Annotated in this window: 21 protein-coding genes; 10 read left to right on the top strand and 11 right to left on the bottom strand. The window is 71.7% G+C overall.

Going from position 1 to position 23,479, the window contains the following annotated elements; all coding sequences use genetic code 11:
• Both AB0O01_RS25045 and AB0O01_RS25040 read right to left on the bottom strand, forming a co-directional pair.
• Positions 1-849 carry an ABC transporter permease gene (locus tag AB0O01_RS25045; protein WP_365316680.1) on the bottom strand — a complete coding sequence of 283 codons (849 nt, stop codon included), beginning with the start codon at positions 847-849 and terminating at the stop codon, positions 1-3.
• Positions 846-1,889: an ATP-binding cassette domain-containing protein gene (locus tag AB0O01_RS25040; RefSeq protein WP_365316678.1), complete on the bottom strand. Its 1,044-nt coding sequence runs from the start codon at positions 1,887-1,889 to the stop codon at positions 846-848. The genes AB0O01_RS25045 and AB0O01_RS25040 overlap by 4 nt, the downstream gene beginning before the upstream one ends.
• A 352-nt stretch (positions 1,890-2,241) precedes the next feature.
• Here AB0O01_RS25040 and AB0O01_RS25035 point away from each other — a divergent pair, with 352 nt between their 5' ends.
• Positions 2,242-3,225: an NAD(P)H-quinone oxidoreductase gene (locus AB0O01_RS25035; protein WP_365316676.1), complete on the top strand. Its 984-nt coding sequence runs from the start codon at positions 2,242-2,244 to the stop codon at positions 3,223-3,225.
• A gap of 23 nt (positions 3,226-3,248) precedes the next feature.
• Here the strand turns inward: AB0O01_RS25035 and AB0O01_RS25030 are convergent, their stop codons facing one another.
• Positions 3,249-3,371 carry a hypothetical protein gene (locus AB0O01_RS25030; RefSeq protein ID WP_365316674.1) on the bottom strand — a complete coding sequence of 41 codons (123 nt, stop codon included), beginning with the start codon at positions 3,369-3,371 and terminating at the stop codon, positions 3,249-3,251.
• Positions 3,372-3,874: 503 nt separating this feature from the next.
• Between AB0O01_RS25030 and AB0O01_RS25025 the strand changes: the two genes are divergently transcribed.
• Positions 3,875-4,411 (top strand): bacterial proteasome activator family protein, encoded by a 537-nt coding sequence (locus AB0O01_RS25025; protein ID WP_365316672.1) that lies wholly within the window; start codon positions 3,875-3,877, stop codon positions 4,409-4,411.
• A gap of 166 nt (positions 4,412-4,577) precedes the next feature.
• On the opposite strand, the gene AB0O01_RS25020 is transcribed toward AB0O01_RS25025, so the two are convergent.
• Positions 4,578-6,230: a protein kinase gene (locus tag AB0O01_RS25020; RefSeq protein WP_365316670.1), complete on the bottom strand. Its 1,653-nt coding sequence runs from the start codon at positions 6,228-6,230 to the stop codon at positions 4,578-4,580.
• Between the two features lie 379 nt (positions 6,231-6,609).
• Here AB0O01_RS25020 and AB0O01_RS25015 point away from each other — a divergent pair, with 379 nt between their 5' ends.
• Positions 6,610-8,211: a protein kinase gene (locus AB0O01_RS25015; RefSeq protein ID WP_365316883.1), complete on the top strand. Its 1,602-nt coding sequence runs from the start codon at positions 6,610-6,612 to the stop codon at positions 8,209-8,211.
• A 93-nt stretch (positions 8,212-8,304) separates the two neighbouring features.
• Here AB0O01_RS25015 and AB0O01_RS25010 read toward each other — a convergent pair whose 3' ends face one another.
• Together AB0O01_RS25010 and AB0O01_RS25005 are read right to left on the bottom strand one after the other, a co-directional pair.
• Positions 8,305-8,844, bottom strand: coding sequence for a pyridoxamine 5'-phosphate oxidase family protein (locus tag AB0O01_RS25010; protein WP_365316668.1), 540 nt, complete (start codon positions 8,842-8,844; stop codon positions 8,305-8,307).
• Between the two features lie 101 nt (positions 8,845-8,945).
• Complete coding sequence (locus AB0O01_RS25005; protein ID WP_365316667.1) at positions 8,946-9,605, bottom strand: response regulator transcription factor; 660 nt, start codon at positions 9,603-9,605, stop codon at positions 8,946-8,948.
• A 323-nt stretch (positions 9,606-9,928) separates the two neighbouring features.
• Here AB0O01_RS25005 and pdhA point away from each other — a divergent pair, with 323 nt between their 5' ends.
• The 4 genes from pdhA (at position 9,929) to AB0O01_RS24985 (ending at position 14,387) form a co-directional block, all read left to right on the top strand.
• Entirely contained in the window at positions 9,929-11,107 is a 1,179-nt protein-coding gene (gene pdhA, locus AB0O01_RS25000) for a pyruvate dehydrogenase (acetyl-transferring) E1 component subunit alpha (RefSeq protein WP_365316665.1), read from the top strand.
• A 1-nt stretch (position 11,108) separates the two neighbouring features.
• On the top strand, positions 11,109-12,089 hold the full coding sequence (locus AB0O01_RS24995; protein WP_365316664.1) for an alpha-ketoacid dehydrogenase subunit beta: 981 nt from the start codon (positions 11,109-11,111) through the stop codon (positions 12,087-12,089).
• Between the two features lie 10 nt (positions 12,090-12,099).
• Positions 12,100-13,464 (top strand): dihydrolipoamide acetyltransferase family protein, encoded by a 1,365-nt coding sequence (locus AB0O01_RS24990; protein ID WP_365316662.1) that lies wholly within the window; start codon positions 12,100-12,102, stop codon positions 13,462-13,464.
• Between the two features lie 173 nt (positions 13,465-13,637).
• Positions 13,638-14,387, top strand: a complete 750-nt coding sequence (locus AB0O01_RS24985) for a GntR family transcriptional regulator (RefSeq protein WP_365316660.1) — start codon at positions 13,638-13,640, stop codon at positions 14,385-14,387.
• Between the two features lie 23 nt (positions 14,388-14,410).
• Here the strand turns inward: AB0O01_RS24985 and AB0O01_RS24980 are convergent, their stop codons facing one another.
• The 3 genes from AB0O01_RS24980 to AB0O01_RS24970 form a co-directional block, all read right to left on the bottom strand.
• Positions 14,411-14,944 (bottom strand): hypothetical protein, encoded by a 534-nt coding sequence (locus AB0O01_RS24980; RefSeq protein WP_365316659.1) that lies wholly within the window; start codon positions 14,942-14,944, stop codon positions 14,411-14,413.
• The gene (locus tag AB0O01_RS24975; protein ID WP_365316657.1) at positions 14,941-17,298 is read right to left on the bottom strand and encodes a hypothetical protein; all 2,358 of its coding nucleotides are present in this window, start codon (positions 17,296-17,298) and stop codon (positions 14,941-14,943) included. The genes AB0O01_RS24980 and AB0O01_RS24975 overlap by 4 nt, the downstream gene beginning before the upstream one ends.
• A gap of 262 nt (positions 17,299-17,560) precedes the next feature.
• Positions 17,561-18,457, bottom strand: a complete 897-nt coding sequence (locus AB0O01_RS24970; RefSeq protein WP_365316655.1) for a D-alanyl-D-alanine carboxypeptidase — start codon at positions 18,455-18,457, stop codon at positions 17,561-17,563.
• A gap of 227 nt (positions 18,458-18,684) precedes the next feature.
• On the opposite strand from AB0O01_RS24970, the gene AB0O01_RS24965 reads away from it, so the two are divergent.
• Positions 18,685-19,431 (top strand): GntR family transcriptional regulator, encoded by a 747-nt coding sequence (locus AB0O01_RS24965; RefSeq protein WP_365316652.1) that lies wholly within the window; start codon positions 18,685-18,687, stop codon positions 19,429-19,431.
• 131 nt (positions 19,432-19,562) lie between these two features.
• Complete coding sequence (locus AB0O01_RS24960; RefSeq protein ID WP_365316881.1) at positions 19,563-20,843, top strand: MFS transporter; 1,281 nt, start codon at positions 19,563-19,565, stop codon at positions 20,841-20,843.
• Positions 20,844-21,014: 171 nt separating this feature from the next.
• On the opposite strand, the gene AB0O01_RS24955 is transcribed toward AB0O01_RS24960, so the two are convergent.
• On the bottom strand, positions 21,015-21,839 hold the full coding sequence (locus tag AB0O01_RS24955; RefSeq protein WP_365316650.1) for a maleylpyruvate isomerase family mycothiol-dependent enzyme: 825 nt from the start codon (positions 21,837-21,839) through the stop codon (positions 21,015-21,017).
• A 223-nt stretch (positions 21,840-22,062) separates the two neighbouring features.
• Here AB0O01_RS24955 and AB0O01_RS24950 point away from each other — a divergent pair, with 223 nt between their 5' ends.
• Positions 22,063-22,857: a carbon-nitrogen family hydrolase gene (locus tag AB0O01_RS24950; protein WP_365316648.1), complete on the top strand. Its 795-nt coding sequence runs from the start codon at positions 22,063-22,065 to the stop codon at positions 22,855-22,857.
• Positions 22,858-22,919: 62 nt separating this feature from the next.
• On the opposite strand, the gene AB0O01_RS24945 is transcribed toward AB0O01_RS24950, so the two are convergent.
• Entirely contained in the window at positions 22,920-23,408 is a 489-nt protein-coding gene (locus tag AB0O01_RS24945; protein ID WP_365316646.1) for an LURP-one-related family protein, read from the bottom strand.
• Positions 23,409-23,479 lie beyond the last annotated feature (71 nt).

Genomic DNA, 23,479 nt, shown 5'->3' with positions numbered 1-23,479 from the left:
CTACTTGCGGTTGTAGAGCCGCATGGTGACCGGCCCGAAGATCAGCACCAGTACGGCGGCCCACCCCAGCGACCAGGCGATGTCGGCGCCCGGCCAGTCGCCGTCCATCAGCCCGCGCACCGCCGACGCCAGATGCGTCACCGGGCTGTTGTTCACGAACGCCTGGAGCCAGCCCGGCATGGTGTGCGGGTCGACGAAGACATTGGAGAGGAAGGTCAGCGGGAAGATCACCATCATGCTGACGCCCATCACGGACTTCTCGCTGCGCAGCAGCAGCCCGAACATGGTCCAGATCCACGAGAAGGCGAACGAGAAGACGATCAGCAGCGCCACCCCGGCGAGGATCCCGAGCGGCCCGCCGTCCGGCCGGTAGCCGATGATCATGCCGACGGCCAGCATCACGACCGACGCCATCAGATAGCGCAGGGCGTCCCCGAGGAGATAGCCGACCATCACCGCGGGCCGCCATATCGGCAGCGAGCGGAACCGGTCGAAGACCCCCTTCTCGATGTCCGTGTTGACCGCGACACCCGTGTACATGGTGATCATCACGACCGACATCACCAGGATGCCGGGCAGCAGGAACTGGATGTACTCCCGCGGCGAGGACGCCAGCGCCCCGCCGAACAGGTACGTGTACATCAGCACCAGCATGATCGGGAACGCGGTGACGTCGAAGAGCTGCTCGGGGACGTGCTTGATCTTGAGGATCGCGCGCCAGCCGAAGGTCAGCGACGCCGACCAGGCGCTGGGCCGCGGTGGTCGCTCCTTGGCCACCAGCAGATGCGCCAGCGACTCGGCGCTGACCGGCGCCAGATCCTTGGTCTCCGTGGTCGTCGCGGTGCTCATGCCGCCACCCCGCCTTCCGTCGTGGCGGCCTTGGAGACGCCGCTGCCGTCATCGTCCTTGCTGGTGGTGTGGGTGTCGTGCCCGGTCAGGGCGAGGAAGACCTCGTCCAGGCTGGGCTGGCCGAGGGAGAAGTTGTCGACCGTGATCCCGCTGCGGGCCAGTTCCGCGAGCGCCCGGGAGGCCCGCTCGGCGGCCCCCTGGCCGTTGCCCGCGCCGCCGACCCGGGCGGTCAGCGCCACCGGGTCGGGTTCGAGCTGCACCTCCGCGTCCAGCGCGATCCGCAGCACCTGCCGCGCCTCGTCCCGCTGGGCCGCGTCCCGCAGCCGCAGATGCACCGAACCGGCGCCGACCGACGCCTTCAGCTCGCCCTTGGTGCCCTCCGCGATCACTTTGCCCCGGTCGATCACCGCGATCCGGGACGCGAGCTGATCGGCCTCGTCCAGATACTGCGTGGTCAGCAGCACGGTGGTGCCATGGGCGACGACCGCGCGGACGATGTCCCAGACCTGGTTGCGGCTGCGCGGGTCGAGCCCGGTGGTCGGCTCGTCGAGGAAGAGCAGATCGGGCGTGTTGAGGATGGAGGCGGCGATGTCGATGCGGCGCCGCATACCGCCCGAGTAGTTCTTGACCTGCTTCCCGGCCGCCTCGGTCAGCCCGAACGCCTCCAGGAGCTGGGCCCCGCGCGCCTGGGCGGCCTTCTTGCCGTGCCCGAGGAGCCGCCCCAGCAGCACCAGGTTCTCGGCGCCGGTCAGATCCTCGTCGACCGAGGCGTACTGCCCGGTCAGGCTGACCCGCGCCCGGACCGCGTCGGCCTCCCGGACGACGTCCCGGCCGAAGACCTGGGCCCGTCCGCCGTCGGGCCGCAGCAGGGTGGCGAGCATTTTCACGGTGGTGGTCTTACCGGCGCCGTTCGGGCCGAGGACGCCGTAGACCGTGCCGGTGGGCACCGCGAGGTCGACACCGTCGACGGCCCTGGTCTCGCCGAACGTCTTCACCAGGCCGGCGGTCTCGATCGCGAGGCCGGAGGTCGGCTGGCTCATGGTGGGTTGTCCTTCCGGAGGTCCTTTCACGGACTTGGGTCACGCATGGGGAGACCTTTACCGTGACCCAGACTCATCGGTTTCGCACAGTCTTTTCCGCCGGGACGGGACCAAAGACGGAGGGCCGGGCGGGGGGCGTAGGGCCGGGGGACCAGAGGGGGGCCGTCCCGGCAGGGGTCGGGGACGCCCGTCCCGGCAGGGGGTCGGCGGGCATCCGTCGGACCGGTACCCCCTGTGCCCCGGTACCCCCTGTGCCCCGGTACGCCCTGTACCCCCTGTACCCCTTGTCCCCCCAGCGCCCTCTGTGCCCCGGCACCCCCACCCCACCCCCACCCAGCGGTAGCGTCCCCTCATGCATGCGATCACGATTTCCGAACCCGGTGGGCCCGAGGCGCTCGTATGGGGCGAGGTCTCCGATCCGGTGCCCGGTGCGGGCGAGGTGCTGGTCGATGTCGTCGCCAGCGCCGTCAACCGTGCCGACATCCTCCAGCGCCAGGGCTTCTACAACCCCCCGCCCGGCGCCTCCCCCCACCCCGGCCTGGAGTGCTCCGGCCGGATCTCCGCGCTCGGCCCCGGTGTCTCCGGGTGGTCCGTCGGCGACGAGGTGTGCGCGCTGCTCGCGGGCGGCGGCTACGCCGGGAAGGTCGCCGTCCCGGCCGGCCAGCTCCTGCCCGTCCCGGCGGGCGTCTCCCTCGTCCACGCCGCCGCGCTCCCCGAGGTGACCTGCACGGTCTGGTCCAACGTCTTCATGCTGGCCCACCTGCGGCCCGGCGAGACCCTGCTCGTGCACGGCGGCTCCAGCGGGATCGGCACCATGGCGATCCAGCTCGCCAAGGCCGTCGGAGCCCGGGTAGCGGTCACCGCCGGGACCCGGGAGAAGCTGGCGCGCTGCGCCGAACTGGGCGCCGACATCCTGATCAACTACCGCGAGCAGGACTTCGTCGAGGAGATCGCGAAGGCCACCGACGGGACGGGCGCCGATGTCATCCTCGACAACATGGGCGCGAAGTACCTCGACCGCAATGTCCGCGCCCTCGCCGTCAACGGCCGCCTCGCGATCATCGGCCTCCAGGGCGGGATCAAGGCGGAACTGAACCTCTCGGCGCTCCTCGGCAAGCGCGCCACCATCAGCGCGACCTCACTGCGGGCCCGCCCGCTGGACGAGAAGGCCGCGATCGTGGCCGCCGTACGCGAGCATGTCTGGCCGCTCCTGGAGAACGGGCAGGTCCGTCCGGTGGTCGACCGCGAGCTGCCCATGAACGAGGCCCCGGCCGCGCACCGCCTGCTGGAGGAGAGCACCCATATCGGCAAGGTCCTCCTGGTCACCCCGGCATAGCGCGGGGCGCCGCGCCCCTCCTCTCACCCCCGGCGCAGCCGCAGCCCCAGAAAGGCGAGCCCGAGCCCGATCCCGATCAGCATCAGCCCGCTTCCCAGCGGCAGAATCCGCACCACGGGCCCGGTCCGCCGCCCGGTGTCGGCCACTTCGGCCCCGTCCAGCCCTCCGCCCCCGACCCGCGCGGGGCCGGTCGAGGACGGGGCCGAGGGCTCCCCGGAGGACGCCGCCGGGAAACTCGGCGAAGGAGAAGGCGAAGGCGAAGGAGAAGCGGGAGGAGCCGGAGAGGCCTCCCCCTCCCGCCCGGGCCGCTGCCGCCCCTCCCCCGGGACACTCCCGGCCCTGCTCTCCGCCCCGGAGGGCACCCCGGACGCCACCACCACCGCCACCGGACCCCGCCCCACCCCCTCACCACCACCACCCTGCGCACAGGACACCCCCACCCCCACCACACACAGCCCCACCGCCCCGAGCCCCACCCCCACCCGGGACCCGACCGTTGGCCTGGACGGCGAGGGACGTGTCACGGGACAAGCGTCACATCCCCGGCCCGGACCGGCATTTCCCCGGCGTCCGGGCGGGCGATGCGGCGGATCGGCCCGCACGGGGGGCAGGGCGGTGATGGGGTGGGGGTGTGCGAGAGAATGACGGCATGGAGATGCCGAGGAACGATGGGTCGCCGGAGAACAACCAGCGGATCCTGGTCGTGGGCCAGGACGGCATGGCTCTGGGCGGCGGCGGAGATGACGAGGAATCCCGCGAGATCCCGGTCACCGAGATGGTCGAGCAGCCCGCGAAGGTCATGCGCATCGGCAGCATGATCAAGCAGTTGCTCGAAGAGGTGCGGGCGGCTCCCCTGGACGAGGCCAGCCGGGTGCGGCTGAAGGAGATCCACGCCAGCTCGGTCAAGGAGCTGGAGGACGGTCTGGCGCCGGAGCTGGTCGAGGAGCTGGAGCGGCTCTCCCTGCCCTTCACCGACGAGGGCACCCCGTCCGACGCGGAACTGCGGATCGCGCAGGCCCAGCTCGTCGGCTGGCTGGAGGGTCTCTTCCACGGGATCCAGACGACGCTGTTCGCCCAGCAGATGGCCGCGCGGGCCCAACTGGAGCAGATGCGCCGGGCGCTCCCGCCGGGCATGGGCCCCGAGGGCCCCGGCGAGGACCCGCGCACGGGAGGCCCGTACCTCTAGAACACCCCCCGACCACCCCAGGGCCCGGCCCCACGGCCGGGCCTTTCCCATGCCCACCCGGAGCCCGGAGCCGGGGAGCCCGGAACCCCGGAACCCCGGAACCCGAACCCGGAGCCCGACGGACCCCGGAACCCAGACCCGGCGTGACGCGCCCCCTAGCGGAGCGTCACGCCGGGTTACCCGTCGACACACTCAGTTGGATCTCCGGCATGTCCTGCGGGTCCACATCCGTGCCCGGGGCCGGGAACTGCTTCATGACCGCGCCCTCGCCGTAGGTGTTCTCGTCGACGGTTTCGAGCTGCTGGCCCCAGCCCGCCGCCTGGAGGCACTGCTTGACCGAGTCGATGTACTTGTACCGGAAGTCCGGCATGCGGACCTTGTCCGGGTCGTTGTACGCCTCCTCCGGCTCCGTGCACTCCGTCGTCTCGATCGTCTTGGCCGTGTCCGGCCCCCGGTACCCCGGCTCCTGCTCCGCCGACGCCGAGGCGCTCGCCCCGCCGCCGCCCGTCGTGTCGTCCCCCGTACCGCCGTCGCCGCGCAGCGCCAGGACCGCGATCAGACCGCCGACCGCCAGCAGCGCGACCACCACCGACCCGATGATCACCGGCCGGTTCCCCCGGCCCCCGCCCCCGCCCCCACCGCCCGGCTGCTGCTGCGGGCTGATGGCGTACGCGGGCGGTGTGGCCGGTGTCCCCCCGTAGCCCGCGGCCGGTGTCTGGTAGCCGGCCTGCTGCTGGGGATAGCCGTAGGCCGGAGCGGCCCCGTACGGCTGGGGGTGCTGCTGCTGGGGCGGGACCGGCTGGTACGGCGTCTGGACCGCGCCGTGCGGTGCGCCCGGCCCGCCGCCCGTCTGCCCCACCGGCGGGAACACGGCGGAGCCGACCCCCGCACCGCTCTGCGCCGCGGCGCCCGGCACGATGCTGGGCGGCGCGGCGTGGAAGGACCCCGCGACCCGCAGACACTCGTCCCGCATCGACTCGGCGGTGGGGAAACGCTCGTTCGGGTTCTTCTTCAGCGCCCGCGCGATCAGCGCGTCCACGGCCGGGGGCAGCGCGCGATTGACGGCGGAGGCCGCCACCGGCTCCTCCTGCACATGCGCGTACGCGATGGCCAGCGGCGAGTCCGCCTCGAACGGCAGCCGCCCGGTGACCAACTGGAACAGCATGATGCCGACCGAGTAGAGATCGGAGCGCGCGTCCACCCCGCGGCCGAGCGCCTGCTCGGGGGAGAGGTACTGCGGGGTGCCGACCACCATCCCGGTCTGGGTCATCGACGTCACCCCGGACTGCATGGCCCGCGCGATGCCGAAGTCCATCACCTTCACCACACCGCGCTTGGTGACCATCACATTGCCCGGCTTGATGTCCCGGTGGACCAGCCCCATCTCATGGCTGATCTCCAGCGCCGCGAGCACATCCGCGGTCACCTTCAGCGCCTGGTCCGCGGACATCGCCCCGAACCGCCGTACGTCCTCGTCCAGCACGGACCCCAGCGGACGCCCCTCGACGTACTCCATGACGATGTACGGGGTCGTCATCCCGTCGACCTCGTCCTCGCCGGTGTCGAAGACCGAGACGATATTGGTGTGCGTGAGCTTCGCCACCGCCTGGGCCTCGCGCCGGAACCGCTCCCTGAACGCCTGTTCGCGGCCGAGTTCGGTGTGCAGGGTCTTGATCGCGACCTGTCGGTCGAGCACCGCGTCGTAGGCGAGATGCACCGAGGCCATACCGCCCTGGCCGAGCAAGTCGCGCAGTTGATAACGTCCGCCGGCGAGCGCCCGCCCCGCGTACCGGCCCTGTGCGCCGTCCTGCTGGCTCATCGTTCCGCGTCCCCCATCGGCACAGGCGACAGTGGCCGTGCCCCCGCGCTTCACCGGTGATCGAATGTGTTATTCCCGGCCAAGTCTGCCCCAGGCCACTGACACGTCAAGCGCGGTGCCCGTTCCGTGACCGTACGCGAAAGAAGCGTCGCGGAAGCGTTACAGCCCCCCGGCCCCGGGCGCACAGGATTTGCACGACGATATGGCCGCGGGGTTTCATGACCGGCCCCGCCGGTACCGCGGACCCGCAGGCACCGGACGGGTCCGGGCCGGGTCCGGGCCAACCGTCTCGCACCTCCGGCTCCCCCGGAGGCTGTAGCGTGGCCGACGGAGACCGTAACAACACCGCGCGTTCCGCGGGCAGAAACGACGGCGAGGACTGATGGCACAGCAGCGCGCTCAGGGCCCGTCCGACCCCGAGGCGGCTGGCGGCGGTATGTCAGACGCGCCGGACCTGTGGGGTAACGGCGGGCTGGTCGGCGACGGCCGGTACCGGCTGACCGGCAGACTCGGCCGGGGCGGTATGGCCGAGGTGTTCGCGGCCGAGGACGTACGCCTCGGGCGCACGGTCGCCGTGAAGCTGCTGCGTTCCGATCTCGCCGAGGACCCGGTGTCCAAGGCCCGCTTCACGCGCGAGGCGCAGTCGGTCGCCGGGCTCAACCATCACGCCATCGTCGCCGTGTACGACTCCGGCGAGGACATGATGGGCGGCCAGAGCGTGCCGTACATCGTGATGGAGCTGGTCGAGGGGCGCACGATCCGGGATCTGCTGCTCAACGCCGAGGCCCCGGGGCCCGAGCAGGCGCTGATCATCGTCTCCGGGGTGCTGGAGGCGCTCGCCTACTCCCACCAGCACGGCATCGTGCACCGGGACATCAAGCCCGCCAACGTGATCATCACCGACACCGGCGCGGTGAAGGTGATGGACTTCGGCATCGCCCGCGCCCTGCACGGGGCTTCCACGACGATGACCCAGACCGGCATGGTCATGGGCACGCCCCAGTACCTCTCCCCGGAGCAGGCGCTCGGCAAGGCCGTCGACCACCGCTCCGACCTGTACGCGACGGGCTGTCTCCTCTACGAACTGCTCGCGCTGCGCCCGCCGTTCGTCGGCGAGACCCCGCTGTCGGTGGTCTACCAGCACGTCCAGGACATCCCGACGCCGCCCTCCGAGGTCTCCGACGCCTCCCCGCCGGAGCTGGACGGCCTCGCCATGCGCGCGCTCGCCAAGGAGCCCGACGACCGCTTCCAGACCGCCGAGGAGATGCGCGGCCTGATCCAGTACAGCCTCCAGATGCTGTACGACCAGGGCGGCCACACCGGCACCTGGAACACCGGCCCGGTGGAGGCCCACGACGGCCGGCACACCCCGCCGATGGGCACCTCCGGCACCGCGGTGCTGCCGCATCCCGGCGACGGCACCTCGCAGATCCCGCAGCCGATCATCCCGTCCTACGGCGGCGGTGGCCGGGACGACGGCGGTTTCGAGGGGCACGGCAACCGCGGTCGCGGCTCCGGCAAGCTCTGGATACTCGCGGTGCTCGGCGTGATCGCGATCGTCGCGGGCGTCGCCCTGGCGCTGAACAACGGCAACACCGCGGGCGACGGCGGGGGTTCCAGCCCGTCGCCCACCACCTCGCGCAGTGTCGAGGAGGAGAGGTCGTCCAGCCCGTCGCCCAGCGACGAGGAGTCCCGGCAGCCGACGAACACCGGCACCCAGGAGAACAACGGGGGCGGTGGCAGCGACTGGGACTACACCCCGTCCCAGCAGCCGTCGCACACCCCGTCCCAGGAACCGTCGAACGAGCCCACGGACACGGAGCCGACAGACACGGAGCCGACGAACACCGCGTCGTCGGACCCGGGGAGCCCGGACCCCGGCAGCCCGGACCCGGGGAGCCCGGACCCCGGCGGCACGGAGCCGGGAACGGACAGTGGCGGAATCGGCCTCCCCGGCGGGCCGGAGGGCGCCACCGGCTGACGGGCCGGGCGGCTCCGACAACTGATCACGCGCGCGTGGCACCCCGAACCGGGCTCCACGCGCGCGTGCCGCGTTCGCGGGCCTGCCCGCCCACTACCGGTGCAGGTTCTCCTGCGATCTGCCGGCGGGGCCGAGCCGCGCCCGCAGCCCGTCGTCCGTCGAATGGACCGTCGCGAACTGCGGGGTCACCCGCAGATAGACCGGGCTGTAGGGCTCGCCGTCCACGACGCGGGGGGCGGGTCCCAGTCGGGAGAGTTCGCCGGGGGTCGGCTCCGCCGCCTCACAGGCACCGACGATCTGCACCGACCAGTGCCCGTGCGGCCCATCCGGCCCGCCTTGCCCATCCGCCCCGCCCGGCCCATCAGTGCTGTCCGGCCCATCCGAGCCGTCTGTCAGCGGCGTCCCCAGCGGCCCCAGGCTGTCGGCGCCGTACGCCACCACCTGGCCCTCGCACGCCTGCGGGTAGCCGCCCCGGCCGGGCAGCCGCAGCAGCACCCGGCCGTCGCTCACGATGTGCCGCGCGGGCACCAGGAAGGGCAGCGCCCGCATACTGGCCGCGACCCGGCCGTAGGCGATACGGCCGAGGAGATCGGTGGCGAGGGCCAGCTCGGCCGGCGTGTCGTCGGTGGGCATGCCCACCACTGTGCGTGAGCGCGCGATGCGGCGATAGGGGCGGCGGCCCCGAAGGGCCCGGGACGTAAGTCCCGAAGCGCCGCGCCCCCCGACGGGAGTTCCTACGGCCTCTCCGCCTGCATACGCGCCACATAGGCAGCCGCCTGGGACCGCCGCTGCATCCCCAGCTTGGAGAGCAGGCTGGAGACATAGTTCTTGATCGTCTTCTCGGCGAGATGGAGTTCCTCGCCGATCTGCCGGTTGGTGAGCCCCTCCCCGATCAGATCGAGGATCCGGCGCTCCTGGTCGGTGAGGCGGGCGAGCCGGTCGTCCCCCTTGGCGCCGCCCCCGTCGCGCAGCCGCTCCAGGACGCGCGCGGTGGCCACGGGGTCGAGCAGCGACCGCCCGGCCGCCACGTCCCGCACCGCGGTGAGCAGCTCGCTGCCCCGGATGGCCTTCAGTACATAGCCGGAGGCACCGGCCATGATCGCGTCGAAGAGTGCCTCGTCGTCGGCGTACGAGGTGAGCATCAGGGCGTTGATCGAGCGGTCCGCGGAGCGGATCTCACGGCAGACCTCGACCCCGCTGCCGTCCGGGAGCCGTACGTCCAGCACCGCCACATCGGGGCGGGTGGCCGGGATGCGGGCCAGGGCCTCGGCGGCGGTACCGGCCTCGCCGACCACCTCGATGTCCTGCTCCACGGCGAGCAGCTCATGCACGCCACGCCGGACCACCTCATGGTCATCGAGGAGAAATACCCTGATTTTTCCGTCTTCACCCACGGCGTCAGTGTCACACACGAACCCTTCCCGTGCCCGGGGTGCGCGGGATAACGTGCCGTTGTTCCGGCCCCCTGCGACGCTGTGACCAGGAATTGTTCCCGGCTGACCCGATTTACTTGGAAATCCAAGCAAAATCCCAGGTCAGGTGGGGTTTCACAGAAATGTGGAGCACTGGGTAACGTGATGGTCGCGGGGTGCTCGCCGGGGCACCTGTCACGCCGATTTCCGACCGGCCGCACACACCCCGTGCACCGGCAGGACGATGGGCGAGCCGCACTGGCTACCCGGCGAACCCGGGAAGCCGGACCGACGGAGGAGCACACGTGACCGTGGAGAGCACTGCCGCGCGCAAGCCGCGACGCAGCGCCGGTACCAAGAGCACGGCCGGTAAGCGATCGACCCGGACGTCACCGGGAGCCACCGAGCCCGAACTGGTGCAGTTGCTGACACCCGAGGGCAAGCGCGTCAAGAACGCCGCATACGACAAGTACGTCGCCGATCTCACCCCCGAAGCGCTGCGCGGCCTGTACCGCGACATGGTGCTGACCCGCCGGTTCGACGCCGAGGCGACCACCCTCCAGCGCCAGGGCGAGCTGGGGCTGTGGGCGTCGCTGCTGGGCCAGGAGGCCGCCCAGATCGGCTCCGGCCGGGCGCTGCGCGACGACGACTACGTCTTCCCGACCTACCGCGAGCACGGGGTCGCCTGGTGCCGCGGGGTCGACCCGACGAACCTGCTCGGCATGTTCCGGGGCGTCAACAACGGCGGCTGGGACCCGAACACCAACAACTTCCACCTCTACACCATCGTCATCGGCTCCCAGGCGCTGCACGCCACCGGCTACGCCATGGGCATCGCCAAGGACGGCGCCGACTCCGCCGTGATCGCCTACTTCGGCGACGGTGCCTCCAGCCAGGGCGATGTCGCCGAGTCCTTCACCTTCTCCGCGGTCTACAACGCGCCCGTCGTCTTCTTCTGCCAGAACAACCAGTGGGCGATCTCCGAACCCACCGAGAAGCAGACCCGCGTGCCGCTCTACCAGCGCGCGCAGGGCTACGGCTTCCCCGGTGTCCGGGTCGACGGCAACGACGTCCTCGCCACGCTCGCGGTCACCAAGTGGGCGCTGGAGCGGGCGCGCGAGGGCGAGGGCCCGACGCTGGTCGAGGCGTACACGTACCGGATGGGCGCGCACACCACCAACGACGACCCGACCCGCTACCGCCACGACGACGAGCGGGCGGCGTGGGAGGCGAAGGACCCGATCCTGCGCCTGCGCCGCTACCTGGAATCCTCAAACCACACCGAAGAGGGATTTTTCACGGAACTGGAGGCGGAGAGCGAGGCGTTGGGCAGACGAGTGCGCGAAGTGATCCGGACCATGCCCGACCCGGACCGCTTCGCCCTCTTCGAGCACGTGTACGCGGACGGACACGCGCTCGTCGACGAGGAGCGCGCCCAGTTCGCGGCGTACCAGGCGTCGTTCAGCGATGTGGAGGGGGTCTGAGATGACGGTCGAGAAGCTGGCGGTGGCCAGAGCGATCAACGCGTCGCTGCGGCGCGCGCTGGAGTCGGACCCCAAGGTCCTCGTCATGGGCGAGGACGTCGGCAAGCTGGGCGGGGTCTTCCGGGTGACGGACGGCCTCCAGAAGGACTTCGGGGAGAGCCGGGTCATCGACACCCCGCTCGCCGAGTCCGGCATCGTGGGCACGGCCATCGGCCTCGCCCTGCGCGGCTACCGCCCGGTGGTGGAGATCCAGTTCGACGGTTTCGTCTTCCCGGCGTACGACCAGATCGTCACCCAGCTCGCCAAGATGCACGCACGCGCCCTGGGCAAGATCAAACTCCCGGTCGTCATCCGCATCCCCTACGGCGGCGGCATCGGCGCGGTCGAGCACCACTCGGAGTCCCCGGAGTCCCTGTTCGCCCATATCGCGGGCCTGAAGGTGGTCTCCCCCTCCCATGCCTCCGACGCGTACTGGATGCTCCAGCAGGCCATCCAGAGCGACGACCCGGTGATCTTCTTCGAGCCGAAGCGCCGCTACTGGGACAAGGCCGAGGTCGACACCGAGGCCATCCCCGGCCCGCTGCACAAGGCGCGGGTGGTGCGCCCGGGTACCGATCTGACACTGGCCGCCTACGGCCCGATGGTCAAACTCTGCCAGGAGGTCGCGGACGCGGCGGCCGAGGAGGGCAAGTCCCTGGAGATCCTGGACCTGCGCTCGATCTCCCCCCTGGATTTCGACGCGATCCAGACCTCGGTGGAGCGGACCCGCCGCCTGGTCGTCGTCCACGAGGCCCCGGTGTTCTTCGGCTCGGGCGCGGAGATCGCCGCCCGGATCACCGAACGCTGCTTCTACCACCTGGAGGCGCCGGTGCTGCGCGTGGGCGGCTACCACGCCCCGTATCCGCCGGCCCGTCTGGAGGAGGAGTACCTGCCGGGCCTGGACCGGGTGCTCGACGCCGTCGACCGCGCCTTGGCGTACTGAGGAGAGGGTCGTGACGACGATGACCGAAGGGTCCGTACGCGAGTTCAAGATGCCCGATGTGGGCGAGGGGCTCACCGAGGCCGAGATCCTCAAGTGGTTCGTCCAGCCCGGGGACACGGTGACGGACGGCCAGGTGGTCTGCGAGGTCGAGACGGCCAAGGCCGCGGTGGAACTCCCCATCCCCTACGACGGTGTGGTCACCGACCTGCACTTCCCCGAGGGCACGACGGTGGATGTGGGGACGCCGATCATCGGGGTCCGGGTCGGGGAGGCCCCGCCCGCGGACCCGGCGCCCTCGGTGGAACCGGCGGCTCCGGAGCAGCCGGAGGAGCGCCAGGCGGTCCTGGTCGGCTACGGAGTGGCGGCGTCCTCGACGCGCCGCCGCCCCCGCAAGCAGCAGCCCGCTGCCGCGCCGCCACAGCCCGAACTGAACGGCCACGGCACACCGCCCTCGCCTCCGGCCCAGGAACTCCCCGCCCCGAACCGCCCGCTGGCCAAGCCCCCGGTGCGCAAGCTGGCGAAGGACCTGGGCGTGGACCTGGCGTCGGTGGCCCCGTCGGGCCCGGACGGGATCATCACCCGCGAGGACGTCCACGCGGCGGCGGCCCCAGCACCCGCGCACCCGGAACCCTCCGCCGTACTACCGGAACCCTCCCCCACCCCCCCGGTGTCCCCCCTGGAAACCCGCATCCCCGTCAAGGGCGTCCGCAGGGCGACGGCGGCGGCGATGGTGGGTTCGGCGTTCACGGCCCCGCATGTCACGGAGTTCGTGACGGTGGATGTGACACGCACGATGCGCCTGGTGGCGGACCTGAAGGAGGACAAGGACTTCGCGGGCCTGCGGGTGAACCCGCTGCTCCTCATCACCAAGGCCCTCCTGGTCGCCATCAGAAGAAACCCGGAGATCAACGCGTCCTGGGACGAGGCGAACCAGGAGATCGTGGTCAAGCACTACGTCAACCTGGGCATCGCCGCGGCCACCCCGCGCGGCCTCCTCGTCCCGAACATCAAGGACGCCCACATCCAGACCCTCCCCCAACTGGCCCGCTCCCTCGCCGACCTGGTCGCCACGGCCCGCGACGGCAGGACGACCCCGGCGGCGATGCAGGGCGGCACGGTCACCCTCACCAACGTCGGCGTCTTCGGCGTCGACACCGGGACGCCCATCCTGAACCCCGGCGAGTCCGCGATCCTCGCGGTCGGCGCGATCAAGCTCCAGCCATGGGTCCACAAGGGCAAGGTGAAGCCCCGCCAGGTCACCACGCTGGCGCTCAGCTTCGACCACCGCTTGGTGGACGGCGAGCTGGGCTCGAAGGTGCTGGCGGACACGGCGGCGGTACTGGAGCGGCCGAGGCGGTTGATTACCTGGTCGTAGGGGTGAGAGGGGGAAGGGCGCCCGTCCGGAAGGACCGGTGCCCCTTCCCCCGCCTTCGTCTGTCGGCCGACGTGTCCCAGATGGGTATGCCATCTCCCTCGCACGGATTTCCTGTGCCCCGGCATGCCCCGGCACAGCCGACTCTGTCCTAGGACAGCCCTAAGGGAGACGCCATGCCCGACGCCCCTCACCCGTACATGCAAGTCGCCGAGCGCATCCGGCGTCGCATCCTTGATGGTGCGCTCGGGGAAGGGGAGAAGCTGCCGCCCGTGCGGGAGTTGGCCAAGCGGGAGGGCGTGTCCGTTGCCACCCTTGGCCGCTCCCTCGATCGGCTCCAGGTCGAGGGGTACATCACCACGTCCCGCCGGGGAACCTTCGTCGCCAACGCGCCCGAGGTCGCCCCCTCCGGCTACGACCGGATCACGCGCGTTCTGCGTACCGGATCGGTGCTCGCCGAGGGCGAGACGATGATCGTCACGAAGGCGGAGCTGATCCGGCCGCCGCAGTACGTCGCCGAGATCTTCGATCTGGAGGACGGCGCCCAGGTCGTCCACCGCGAGTGGCACACCGGCAAGGGGCAGCAACGTACCGGCCTCTTCGTGACCTGGCATCCGGCTCACTTCGCCGCCGCCGTGCCCGAGTTGCTGTCGACGTCCCGCGCGTCCTCTCCCGGACTGCTGCCGAGGATTCAGCAGGCCACCGGCAGGCGGGTGGTGGCGGGACGCGACGATCTGCACGGGCGGGACGCCGACGCCCGGGAGGCCGGGTTTCTCGGGGTGCGTGTCGGCTCCCCCATCCTGGCCGGTGCCCATCGGCTCTGGGACGACGAGGGGGTCGTCGAGTACGGGGAATGGTGTCTGCCCTACCGGCTGGCCGTCGGCTATGAGTACGGATTTGAGGCGGCGGTTCCGGAGGTTTCCTGAGGTCCAGAGGCCCAGCGGTGTCGTCAGCGGGCGTCGAAGGCCCAGAAGACGCCTACCTCCTCCGGGGAGACGACGATGAAACCGAAGTCGCCTGTGTAGTCGGTGAAGGGCCACCAACCGGAGACGCGGTCGCCGAGTTTGGTGACGTTGGTGTGGTAAGTGGCCTCGTCTCCGTAGCGGGCCAGGAGGAGGTGGGCGTCTGCGGCTCTGCGGGTGGCCGTTTCCGGGGTCCGGGGCGGGTACGACTCCCATTCGGCGGCCATGATCTCCAGCAGTCGGGTCGCGTGCTCCCTCGTCGTTTCCCGCAGGTGGTCGGCCAGCGTGTCGGGGGAGAGCGGGCGGAACGGGAAGGACGTACGGCCCTCCTCGTGCGTGTCCCAGTCGAGGGTCCGCCAGCCGCGCGGGTCCTCGGTCCGGCGGTTCAGGACGGTGAGCGCGTCGCTCCGCCAGTCCGCCGGTGTTCTCGGGCCGGTCGCCACGAAGGTGTACACATCGTCCAGGAGCCGTACGGCGGCCGACTCCCAGGCGTCGCGGGTCGGGTCCGTTCCGGAGGTCACCGCGCCGCCGCCTTGCCCAGCCAGTGCCCCTCCGTGCTCCACCCCACCAGGCTCCGCCCCCCGCCCCCGTCGGGGGTGCCGCCGTTCAGGGTGCGGTCCAGGCCCGTGAGGGCCGGGGTCAGATGGGGGGCGCGGTAGACCGAGGCTTCCCAGAGGAGGTCCAGGGTCCTGGTCTGCTCGGACGGGGTGGCGAGGGAGAGGAAGTAGAGCATCTGGCGCCAGGCGTACGCCGTGTCCTTGATGGTGGGGAGGGGGCGCGGGCTGCCGGGCAGGCGGGACGCCAGCCGGCAGACGTGGAGGAAGGCGCGGTGGGCCAGGTCGGCCCAGTCGCCGGGCGGGGTGGCGCCCGCGCGGGCGGTCAGGACGGCCAGGTTGTGGGTCGTGAGGATCTGCGCCTGCTCGATGATCTTTCCGTTGGCCGCCACCGAGCGGGAGGCGAAGGGGGTGCGGGGGTGCCCGGGGGGCGCGGTGTGGAGGGTGCCGAGGGCGCCGCCCCTCGTCGCCTCCGCCCTGGCGCGGCACAGGTCCGCGAACGCGGGGGACGTCGTCGCCCGCCCGGACCGGGTGAGTGTCGCCGCCTCCTCGATCGCGGAGTTGCGCAGGGACCCGTAGTCGATCGCGTAGTAGCGCTCGTAGAGGGTGCCCCGGAGGTGTTCCGCCGCGATCCGTGCCGCCACCATGAACTTCGGGCTGAACGTGCCCATGAAGATGTCCGCCGCCAGCTCCTCCGTCAGCGGGGCGCCGAGGTCGGACTCGCGCGCCAGGACCGACAGTTCGCGGATCAGCGGGTTCGGGAGGATCGTGCCGGGGAAGGCGGTGACGGCCAGGGTGGTGAGGCGGCGGAGGGCTGTCTCCGGGGGAGACCCGGGCGTGCCCGAGCGCGGTCCCGTCCGTTCCGGCGCTACCGCGCCCACCCACGGCAGTTCCTCCACCCGCACCTGGCGTTCCAGGTTGAGCAGCAGCAGGGAGCGGCGGTTGCGGAAGGCGCGGTATGTGGCGGCGGACAGGGTGCGCAGCGCCGGGTCCGGGTACGCCTGTGCCGTGGTCGCCGCGACCAACTGCGGGACCAGTTCCGCCAGCGCCTCCGCCGACGGCACCATCCCCCGCTCCACCAGCACCTCCAGCGGCGCGCTCAGCGCCGACTCCACCGGGCGCCGCAGCGCCGCCGGGACGGCGGTGGCGGGCGGCAGTCCGGTCGCCGCCGCCTCCGGGGCGGTCACCGGGGTGAGCAGCGCCGCCGGGTCCGCGATGCCCGCCTCCGCCGGGAGCGCCGCGAGCCGCTCGACCAGCAGTGCCGCCAGGTCGTGGTGGGACGGCAGTGACGCCTGGGCCGCCTGGTCGCGGCGCAGGGCGGTGTGCTGCGCAGAGCCCGGCAGGCCCCGGCGGCGCACCATCGCCGGGACGGCGGCCCGCAGCAGGCCCAGCTCCCTGGGCGGCACCCGGCGCCCCTCGGCCGCCTTCTCCAGCGCCGTCCGCAGAATCCACAGGTTCTCGCCGCGCCTGCGGTGCTTGGCGCAGTGCGGGTGACGGGCCGCCAGGTCGCGGTAGCGGGCCAGCAGCAGCGCGGCCCGCCGCTGCCAGTCCGCGTCCGGACGGCGGGCCAGCACCTCGCCGTCCTCGGCGGTCTCCAGCCAGTGCGCGAGCAGTTCGTCACCGAACGGCGCCCATACGGCGAGCGCCTCGCGCTGGGTCTCCACCGCCGTACTGGGCCGCCGCGCCGCCAGCGCCCGGGACGCCTCCCCCGCCGTGGACCGGTGCACGGTCGCGGCATCCGGCGCCGGGCGCTGTGCGGGGCGGGGGGTGAAACGGAGCCGCTGAGCGAACGGGGCCAGCTCCGCCACCAGGTCCAGCGCCGCGTCCGTCCGGCCCGCCCGCGCCAGCCACGCCACCGTCAGCAGCGCCCCCTCCTCCGGTACGGCCACCTCGTAGTGCCCGCTGTCCAGCAGCGCGCCCAGTTCGGTGAGCCCGGCCTCGGTCAGGAAGTGCGTGAACAGCGCCCCGCGCTCCGCCGGTATCCCCGCCCGTGCCGCCGCCCGGGTCTCGTACGGCTGGAGGGGGCCGCCCGCGCTCGGTTCCCCGGTGGCGAAGCCGCCGCGCACCACCTGGGGGGTGACCCAGGCGGGCAGGCCGCTGACCGGGGTGCGGGAGCCGATGAGCAGCTTGCCGTTCGCCATGCCGGCCAGGACCGACCGCCAGGCGCGGCCCTTCGCCTCGGCGCGCTGCCGGGTGGCGGGGTCGGGGTGGGTCCGGGCGGTCCGCAGGGCCCTGGCCAGTTGGCCGTAGCCGTATCCGGGGTTGGCCTCGGCGGCGGCGGCGGTCGTGGTGTTCTCGTCGGTCGCGTCGGTCTCGTTCATAGCCGGCGTGGCGGGTTCCGCCCCCGCGCCCTCCGGGTGTAGAGCCCGGTGCTCTGCTGCTGAGCTACACGCCGTCGGATCCGACGCTAGAGGTGGGGCAGGTCGGTCGACAATCGTATTTTCCGGGGTGGGGGCGCGGGGTTGGTGCGGGCGTCGGGGATCCGTCGCACCGGCGACGGATCCCCGTACCGCGCCCCCGTACCGCGCCCCGCCCCCGTACCGCGTACGGTCACGCGCCCCCGACCGCTGTCGCCGTCCGGGGTCAGAGCACCGCGAAGCCGTAGTTGAGCAGCTTCTTCGCGTCCGACTCGCGCTGTGCGGCGGACGTGGAGGTCAGGACCGTGCCGATGACGGTCTTGCCGTTGCGGGTCGCGGCGAAGACCAGGCAGTACTTCGCCTGGGTGCCGGAGCCGGTCTTGACCCCGATCGTGCCGCTGTAGTTGCTGAGCAGGGTGTTGGTGTTGGTCCACGTGTAGTCGCGGTAGCCGCCGCTCTTCGTGGTCACCCGCTGCTTGGTGGACTTGGTCTTCACGACCGTGCGGAAGGTGCTGCTCTTCATCACATTGCTGGCGAGCTTGGTCAGATCGCGCGGCGTGGAGTAGTTCGAGCCGTTGCTGATGCCGTCGAACGAGTCGAACTTGGTGTTGGTCATGCCGAGCTGCTTGGCCGTGGTGTTCATCTTGCCGATGAACGACTTCACCCGGGCCGCCCGGGTCGAGCCGCTGCCGAACTTGTCGGCGAGCGCGTACGCCGCGTCGCAGCCGGAGGGCAGCATCAGCCCGTAGAGGAGCTGACGCACGGTCACCTTGTCGCCGACGATCAGCCGGGCCGAGGAGGCGTTCTTGGAGACGATGTAGTCGCTGTACGCCTTCTGGATCGTCACCTTGGCGTCCAGGTTCAGATTCGGCTGGGCGAGGACCACCTTGGCGGTCATGATCTTCGTCGTGGAACCCGTGGCGGCCTTGGTGTCGGCGGCCTTGGTGTAGAGCGTCTTGCTGTTCGCGTTGTTCATCACGTAGCCGCCCTTGGCCACGATCGAGGGCTTGGTGACGGCTTGCGCGGGAGCCGCGGAGAAGGCGGCGGCTGCGAGCATCGCGCCGGAGGTCACGCTGACCGCGGCGGCTCGGCGGAGCCGGGTGCCCTGAATGCCGGTTTTCAAGTGAGATACCCCGATGAAGTTGAATTCCCCTGTTATGCGGCCTTGAGGGAAAGGGGAAGGAAAAGGGCCGCACGTGTGTGACTCGTGAGAAGGGCGAACGGTTGCGCGCCGGATGAAGAAATCTCGGCGCATCGGGCGTCGGCGGCCGAACTGTGGCGGGGCGGGGCGCGGTCCGCATGCTGGACGGGGGCTCCTTGATGCGTACGTGTTGTATCTATCCTGTCGGCATGCCGTCCTCCTCCGTCACCACCGCGCCCGAAGCGCACCAGGAACCCCGGGAGCACCCGGAACACCGGGAAGACCACGCACACCAGGAGAAGGCCCCGCCGCGCCGGATCAAGCAACCGCCCGCCGCGGAACGGGTGTACGCCCATGTGAAGGACGGCGTCCTCGCGCGGCGCTACGAGGGCGGCGCCCTGCTCACCGAGGGCGAACTGGCCGAGGCCGTCGGGGTGTCCCGCACCCCGGTGCGCGAGGCGCTGCTCCGGCTGGAGGCCGAAGGGCTGATCAAGCTCTACCCCAAGAAGGGCGCCCTGGTGCTGCCGGTCTCCGCGCAGGAGATCGCGGATGTGGTGGAGACCCGGCTGCTGGTCGAGGAGCACGCCGCCCGCAAGGCCGTCCCCGCCCCGCCGGGGCTCATCGAGCGGCTCGCCGCACTCCTCGAACGGCAGCGGGCGCAGGCCGAGGCCGGGGACTTCACCGCCGCCGCCGTCACCGACCGCTGCTTCCACGCCGAGATCGTCCGCAGCGGCGGCAACGAGATCCTGTCCCGGCTCTACGACCAACTGCGCGACCGGCAGTTGCGGATGGGCGTCGCCGTCATGCACTCCCACCCCGACCGGATCGCCAAGACCCTCACCGAGCACGCCGAGATACTGGACGCGCTGCGCTCCGGCGACGCCGAGGCGGCCGTCGCGGTGGTCCACCGGCACGTCGGCTGGTTCTCCCACCTCGCGCGGGGTGAGGTGCGGTGAGCGCGGACTCCGGTCCAGCGGAGGGGGAGCCGGGCTCCGGTCCGGCAGGGGGTGGCTCGGGCTCCGGTCGGGCCAAGGGCGGCCCCGGTTCCTCCGGCGGCAGCGGCATCTCCTCGTCCGGCAGCGGCTTCCTGCCCGGTGACCCCCCTGGCGGGCGCCGGGCCGTCGCCGTCTGGTGCACGGGCGTCGCGGTGTACTTCGTCGCCGTCATCTTCCGTACGTCGCTGGGGGTGGCCGGGCTCGACGCCGCCGACCGGTTCGACGTCAACGCCTCGGCGCTGTCCACCTTCTCCATACTCCAGCTCCTGGTCTACGCCGGGATGCAGATACCCGTCGGTCTGCTGGTCGACCGGCTCGGCACCAAGAAGGTGCTGGCCATCGGCGCCGTCCTGTTCACCGCCGGACAGCTCGGCTTCGCCCTCTCCCCCTCCTACGGCACGGCCCTCGCCTCCCGCGCCCTGCTCGGCTGCGGCGACGCCATGACCTTCATCAGCGTGCTGCGGCTCGGCAGCCGCTGGTTCCCCGCCCGCCGCGGGCCCCTGATAGCGCAACTCGCCGGACTGGTCGGCATGGCCGGCAACCTGGTGTCCACCCTCGCCCTCGCCCCGCTGCTGGACGGCATCGGCTGGACCGCCGCGTTCGCCGGCAGCGCGGTCGCCGGAGTCGTCGTCCTGGTGCTCCTGCTGCTCTTCCTCAAGGACCACCCCGAGGGCCACGACCCCGAGCCCGCCCCGCATCTGGGCGCCGCCTACGTCCGCCGTCAGATCGCCGCGTCCTGGCGGGAGCCCGGCACCCGGCTGGGTCTGTGGGTGCACTTCACCTCCCAGTTCCCGGCGATGATCTTCCTGCTGCTGTGGGGGCTGCCGTTCCTGGTGGAGACGCAGGGGCTGAGCCGCGGCTCGGCGGGCGCCCTGCTCACCCTGGTCGTGCTCTCCAACATGGCGGTCGGCCTGGTCTACGGCCAGATCGTCGCCCGGCACCACGGCGCCCGGCTGCCGCTCGCCCTCGGCACGGTCGGCGCGACGGCCGTCCTGTGGGCCGTCACCCTGGTCTGGCCCGGCGCGCATGCCCCGCTGTGGCTGCTGATCACCCTGTGCGCGGTGCTCGGGGCCTGCGGACCGGCGTCGATGATCGGCTTCGACTTCTCCCGCCCGGCGAATCCGCCCGAACGTCAGGGGACCGCCTCCGGCATCACCAACATGGGCGGTTTCGTCGCCTCGATGACGACGCTCTTCGCGGTCGGGATGCTGCTCGACGCCTCCGGCGGGAACTACGGCATCGCGTTCTCCGCGGTGTTCGTGCTCCAGGCGCTGGGGGTGAGCCAGATGCTGCGGCTGCGGGGGCGGGTGGCACGGATCGAGCGTGAACGGCTGGTCGCGAGCCGGGTGTCGTCGGTGCATGTGCCGGTCTAGACACAGGGGTTGGACGCAGGGGTTGGACGCAGGGGTTGCGGTTCTGGGGGCTGCTGCCCCCAGACCTCCGCTGCGGCCCGCGCGCGAGCCTCGCCTCGTCCTCGAACGCCGGACCTCGCCTCGTCCTCCATCCCCGGACCGGCTGTCCGGCTGTCCGGCGTCGGGCGGAGCCTACTTCGTCACCGTGAAGTGCTTCAGGATCGCCGCCGTCAGCTTCGGGTCGCCCTCCAGCTTCAGCCGGTCGGCGACCGACTCCACCGTGATCCGGCCGCAGGCCAGCCGGACATAGGTCTCCCAGTCGAGGCCGAGCGTGGCGGCGGGGCCGAGCGCGGGCGCGGTCTCCAGGGTGCCCCGGCCCTGGATGTCGACCCGGATCGTGCGCAGGAACTCGATCGGGCCGCTCACATCGAAGACGATCGCCGAGCTGCGCGGGGCGTCCGCCTTCCCGGCGACGATCTCGGGCAGCGCGTCGAGCAGCACGTCCCGGGCGACCTGGGCGCCAGGGGAGTCGAGATTGCCGGGGACACCGAGGGCGGTCCGCAGATCCTGCTCGTGCACCCACATGGCGAAGGCGTGCTCGCGCATCGACTCCTCCAGCGTCAGTTCCGCGCCGAGCGGGCCGCGCACCTTGGTGCCGGGGTCGCGGGACTCGTTGCGCAACTGGCGGTTGCGGCGGATGACGGTGTACTCCAGTTCGGCCGTCATCTCCGGGGAGGTGTGGTGGCGGCGGACGTCGACCTGCATCTCCATGTAACGCTGGTGGTCGTTGGTGACATGGAAGAGGTCGCGCGGCAGGGTGTGGATCGGCCGCGGGTCACCCAGCATCTCGTTGTTCAGGCCGATGACATGGGACACGACGTCCCGGACGGACCAGCCGGGGCAGGGGGTCCGGCGGTTCCAGTCGGCCTCCACGAGCGGCTGCACCAGCTCGGATATCGCGTCGATGGAGTGCGTCCAGGCGTCGGCGTAGGGCTGGAGGGTGGGATGCAGACTCACGGAACGGGACCCCTCGGCGGTCGTGTCACGGGCAGGTGGTGGCGGCATTGCCGGTGGGAGGTGGCTGTCGGCGGCGTCTCGGTGTCGCGGTCTCCGTCGGTCCTTCGCTGGGCTCGAACCGGGGAGGACCCCCAAGTTACGCTGCTGGGAGGCAGCCCGGCAGTGCTTTCGTGTGACGATCGTAGGCCCGTGTGGACGGCTCGAATGCCAGGACGGTGGTAGTGTGCGCGCCTCTCTCCTCCAGATCGCAATAGACGAGGGCGAATCGGTCGATTCGCGTAGGGAACGGGTCGCCGCGCTGGTCAGAGCGGAGGCGGGGGCCGCCGACCTGGTGGTGCTGCCGGAGCTGTGGACCATCGGGGCGTTCGCCTTCGAGGAGTTCGGCCGGGCGGCCGAGCCGCTGACCGGGCCGACGCACGAGGCGATGGCACGGGCGGCGGCGGACGCGGGGGTGTGGCTGCACGCGGGGTCGATCCCCGAGCGGGCCCCCGACGGCACCCTCTACAACACCTCGCTCGTCCTCTCCCCCTCCGGTGAGCGAGCGGCGGCCTACCGCAAGATCCACCGCTTCGGGTTCGACAAGGGCGAGGCCGTGCTGATGGGGGCCGGGCGGGAGCTGGTGACCGTACGGCTGCCGGAGACCGTGATCGGGGTGGCCACCTGCTACGACCTCCGTTTTCCTGAGCTGTTCCGCGGGCTGGTGGACGCCGGGGCCGAGACCCTGGTGATCCCGGCGGGCTGGCCGGAGCGGCGGCGGGGGCACTGGACGCTGCTGGCCCGGGCACGGGCGGTGGAGAACCAGGCGTTCGTCCTCGCGTGTGGAACGGCCGGGACGCACGCCGGAGTTCCCCAGGCCGGTCACTCGATCGTGGTCGGCCCGTGGGGGGAGGTCCTAGCGGAGGCCGGAACGGGGGAGGAGGTGCTCCGGGTGGAGTTCGACCCGGCGCAGGTGGCCCGCACCCGCGAGCAGTTCCCGGCACTGAAGGACCGGGTCCTGGGGATCCGGCCCCCGGACTGACCGCCCCCGGCCGCCTTGTCCTGAGCGCCCCCTGCCCCCGCCCCCCACTCCCCCCACCCCCCTCACCCCCGCTCCCTGTCCGCCAACTGGATGACGCACACCGTCACCGCGATCAGCAGCGCCGGATCGGCGTCCTCCCGGACCACGTCCACCCCGTAGGTCTCCCGGACGTGCAGAAAGCGGCGGGAGACGACGGCGAGCAGCTCACCGTCGTACTCGATGGCGAACTCGCGGTCGAGGATCTTGCCGCTGACGTCGAGTTCGGTGCCGTCGGTGAGGGCGACCCGGTAGTGGTTGCGGAGCAGGGAGAGGCGTTTGCGGCGGATGCGGGCGAGGGGCTCGCCGTCGCGCTCGATGACCATGGTGTCCCGCAGCGCGAACATCTTCTGCCGGATGTCGATCAGTACCCGCCCCTGCGGATCCTTCAGCTCGAACGTGTCCCGCAGCCGCAGCGCCTTCCCGTCGACCAGGAACGCCCTGTGGCCCCGGTCGTCCTCGATCCAGTAGTCGTCGCCGATACCGAGCAGCCGCTCGCGTACGAGGAATCTCATGCGGAACGGGTTCCCCCGCGGCCTCCGTCCACCGCCGTGACCCTGCGTTCACACCCGAATGGCAAGCTTGA

Origin of the sequence: Streptomyces sp. NPDC093252, assembly GCF_040683675.1 — a bacterium.
Classification (GTDB): Bacteria; Actinomycetota; Actinomycetes; order Streptomycetales; family Streptomycetaceae; genus Streptomyces.
Note: the sequence above shows the minus strand (reverse complement) of the source record. Positions and strands in the feature narration are given on the sequence as shown.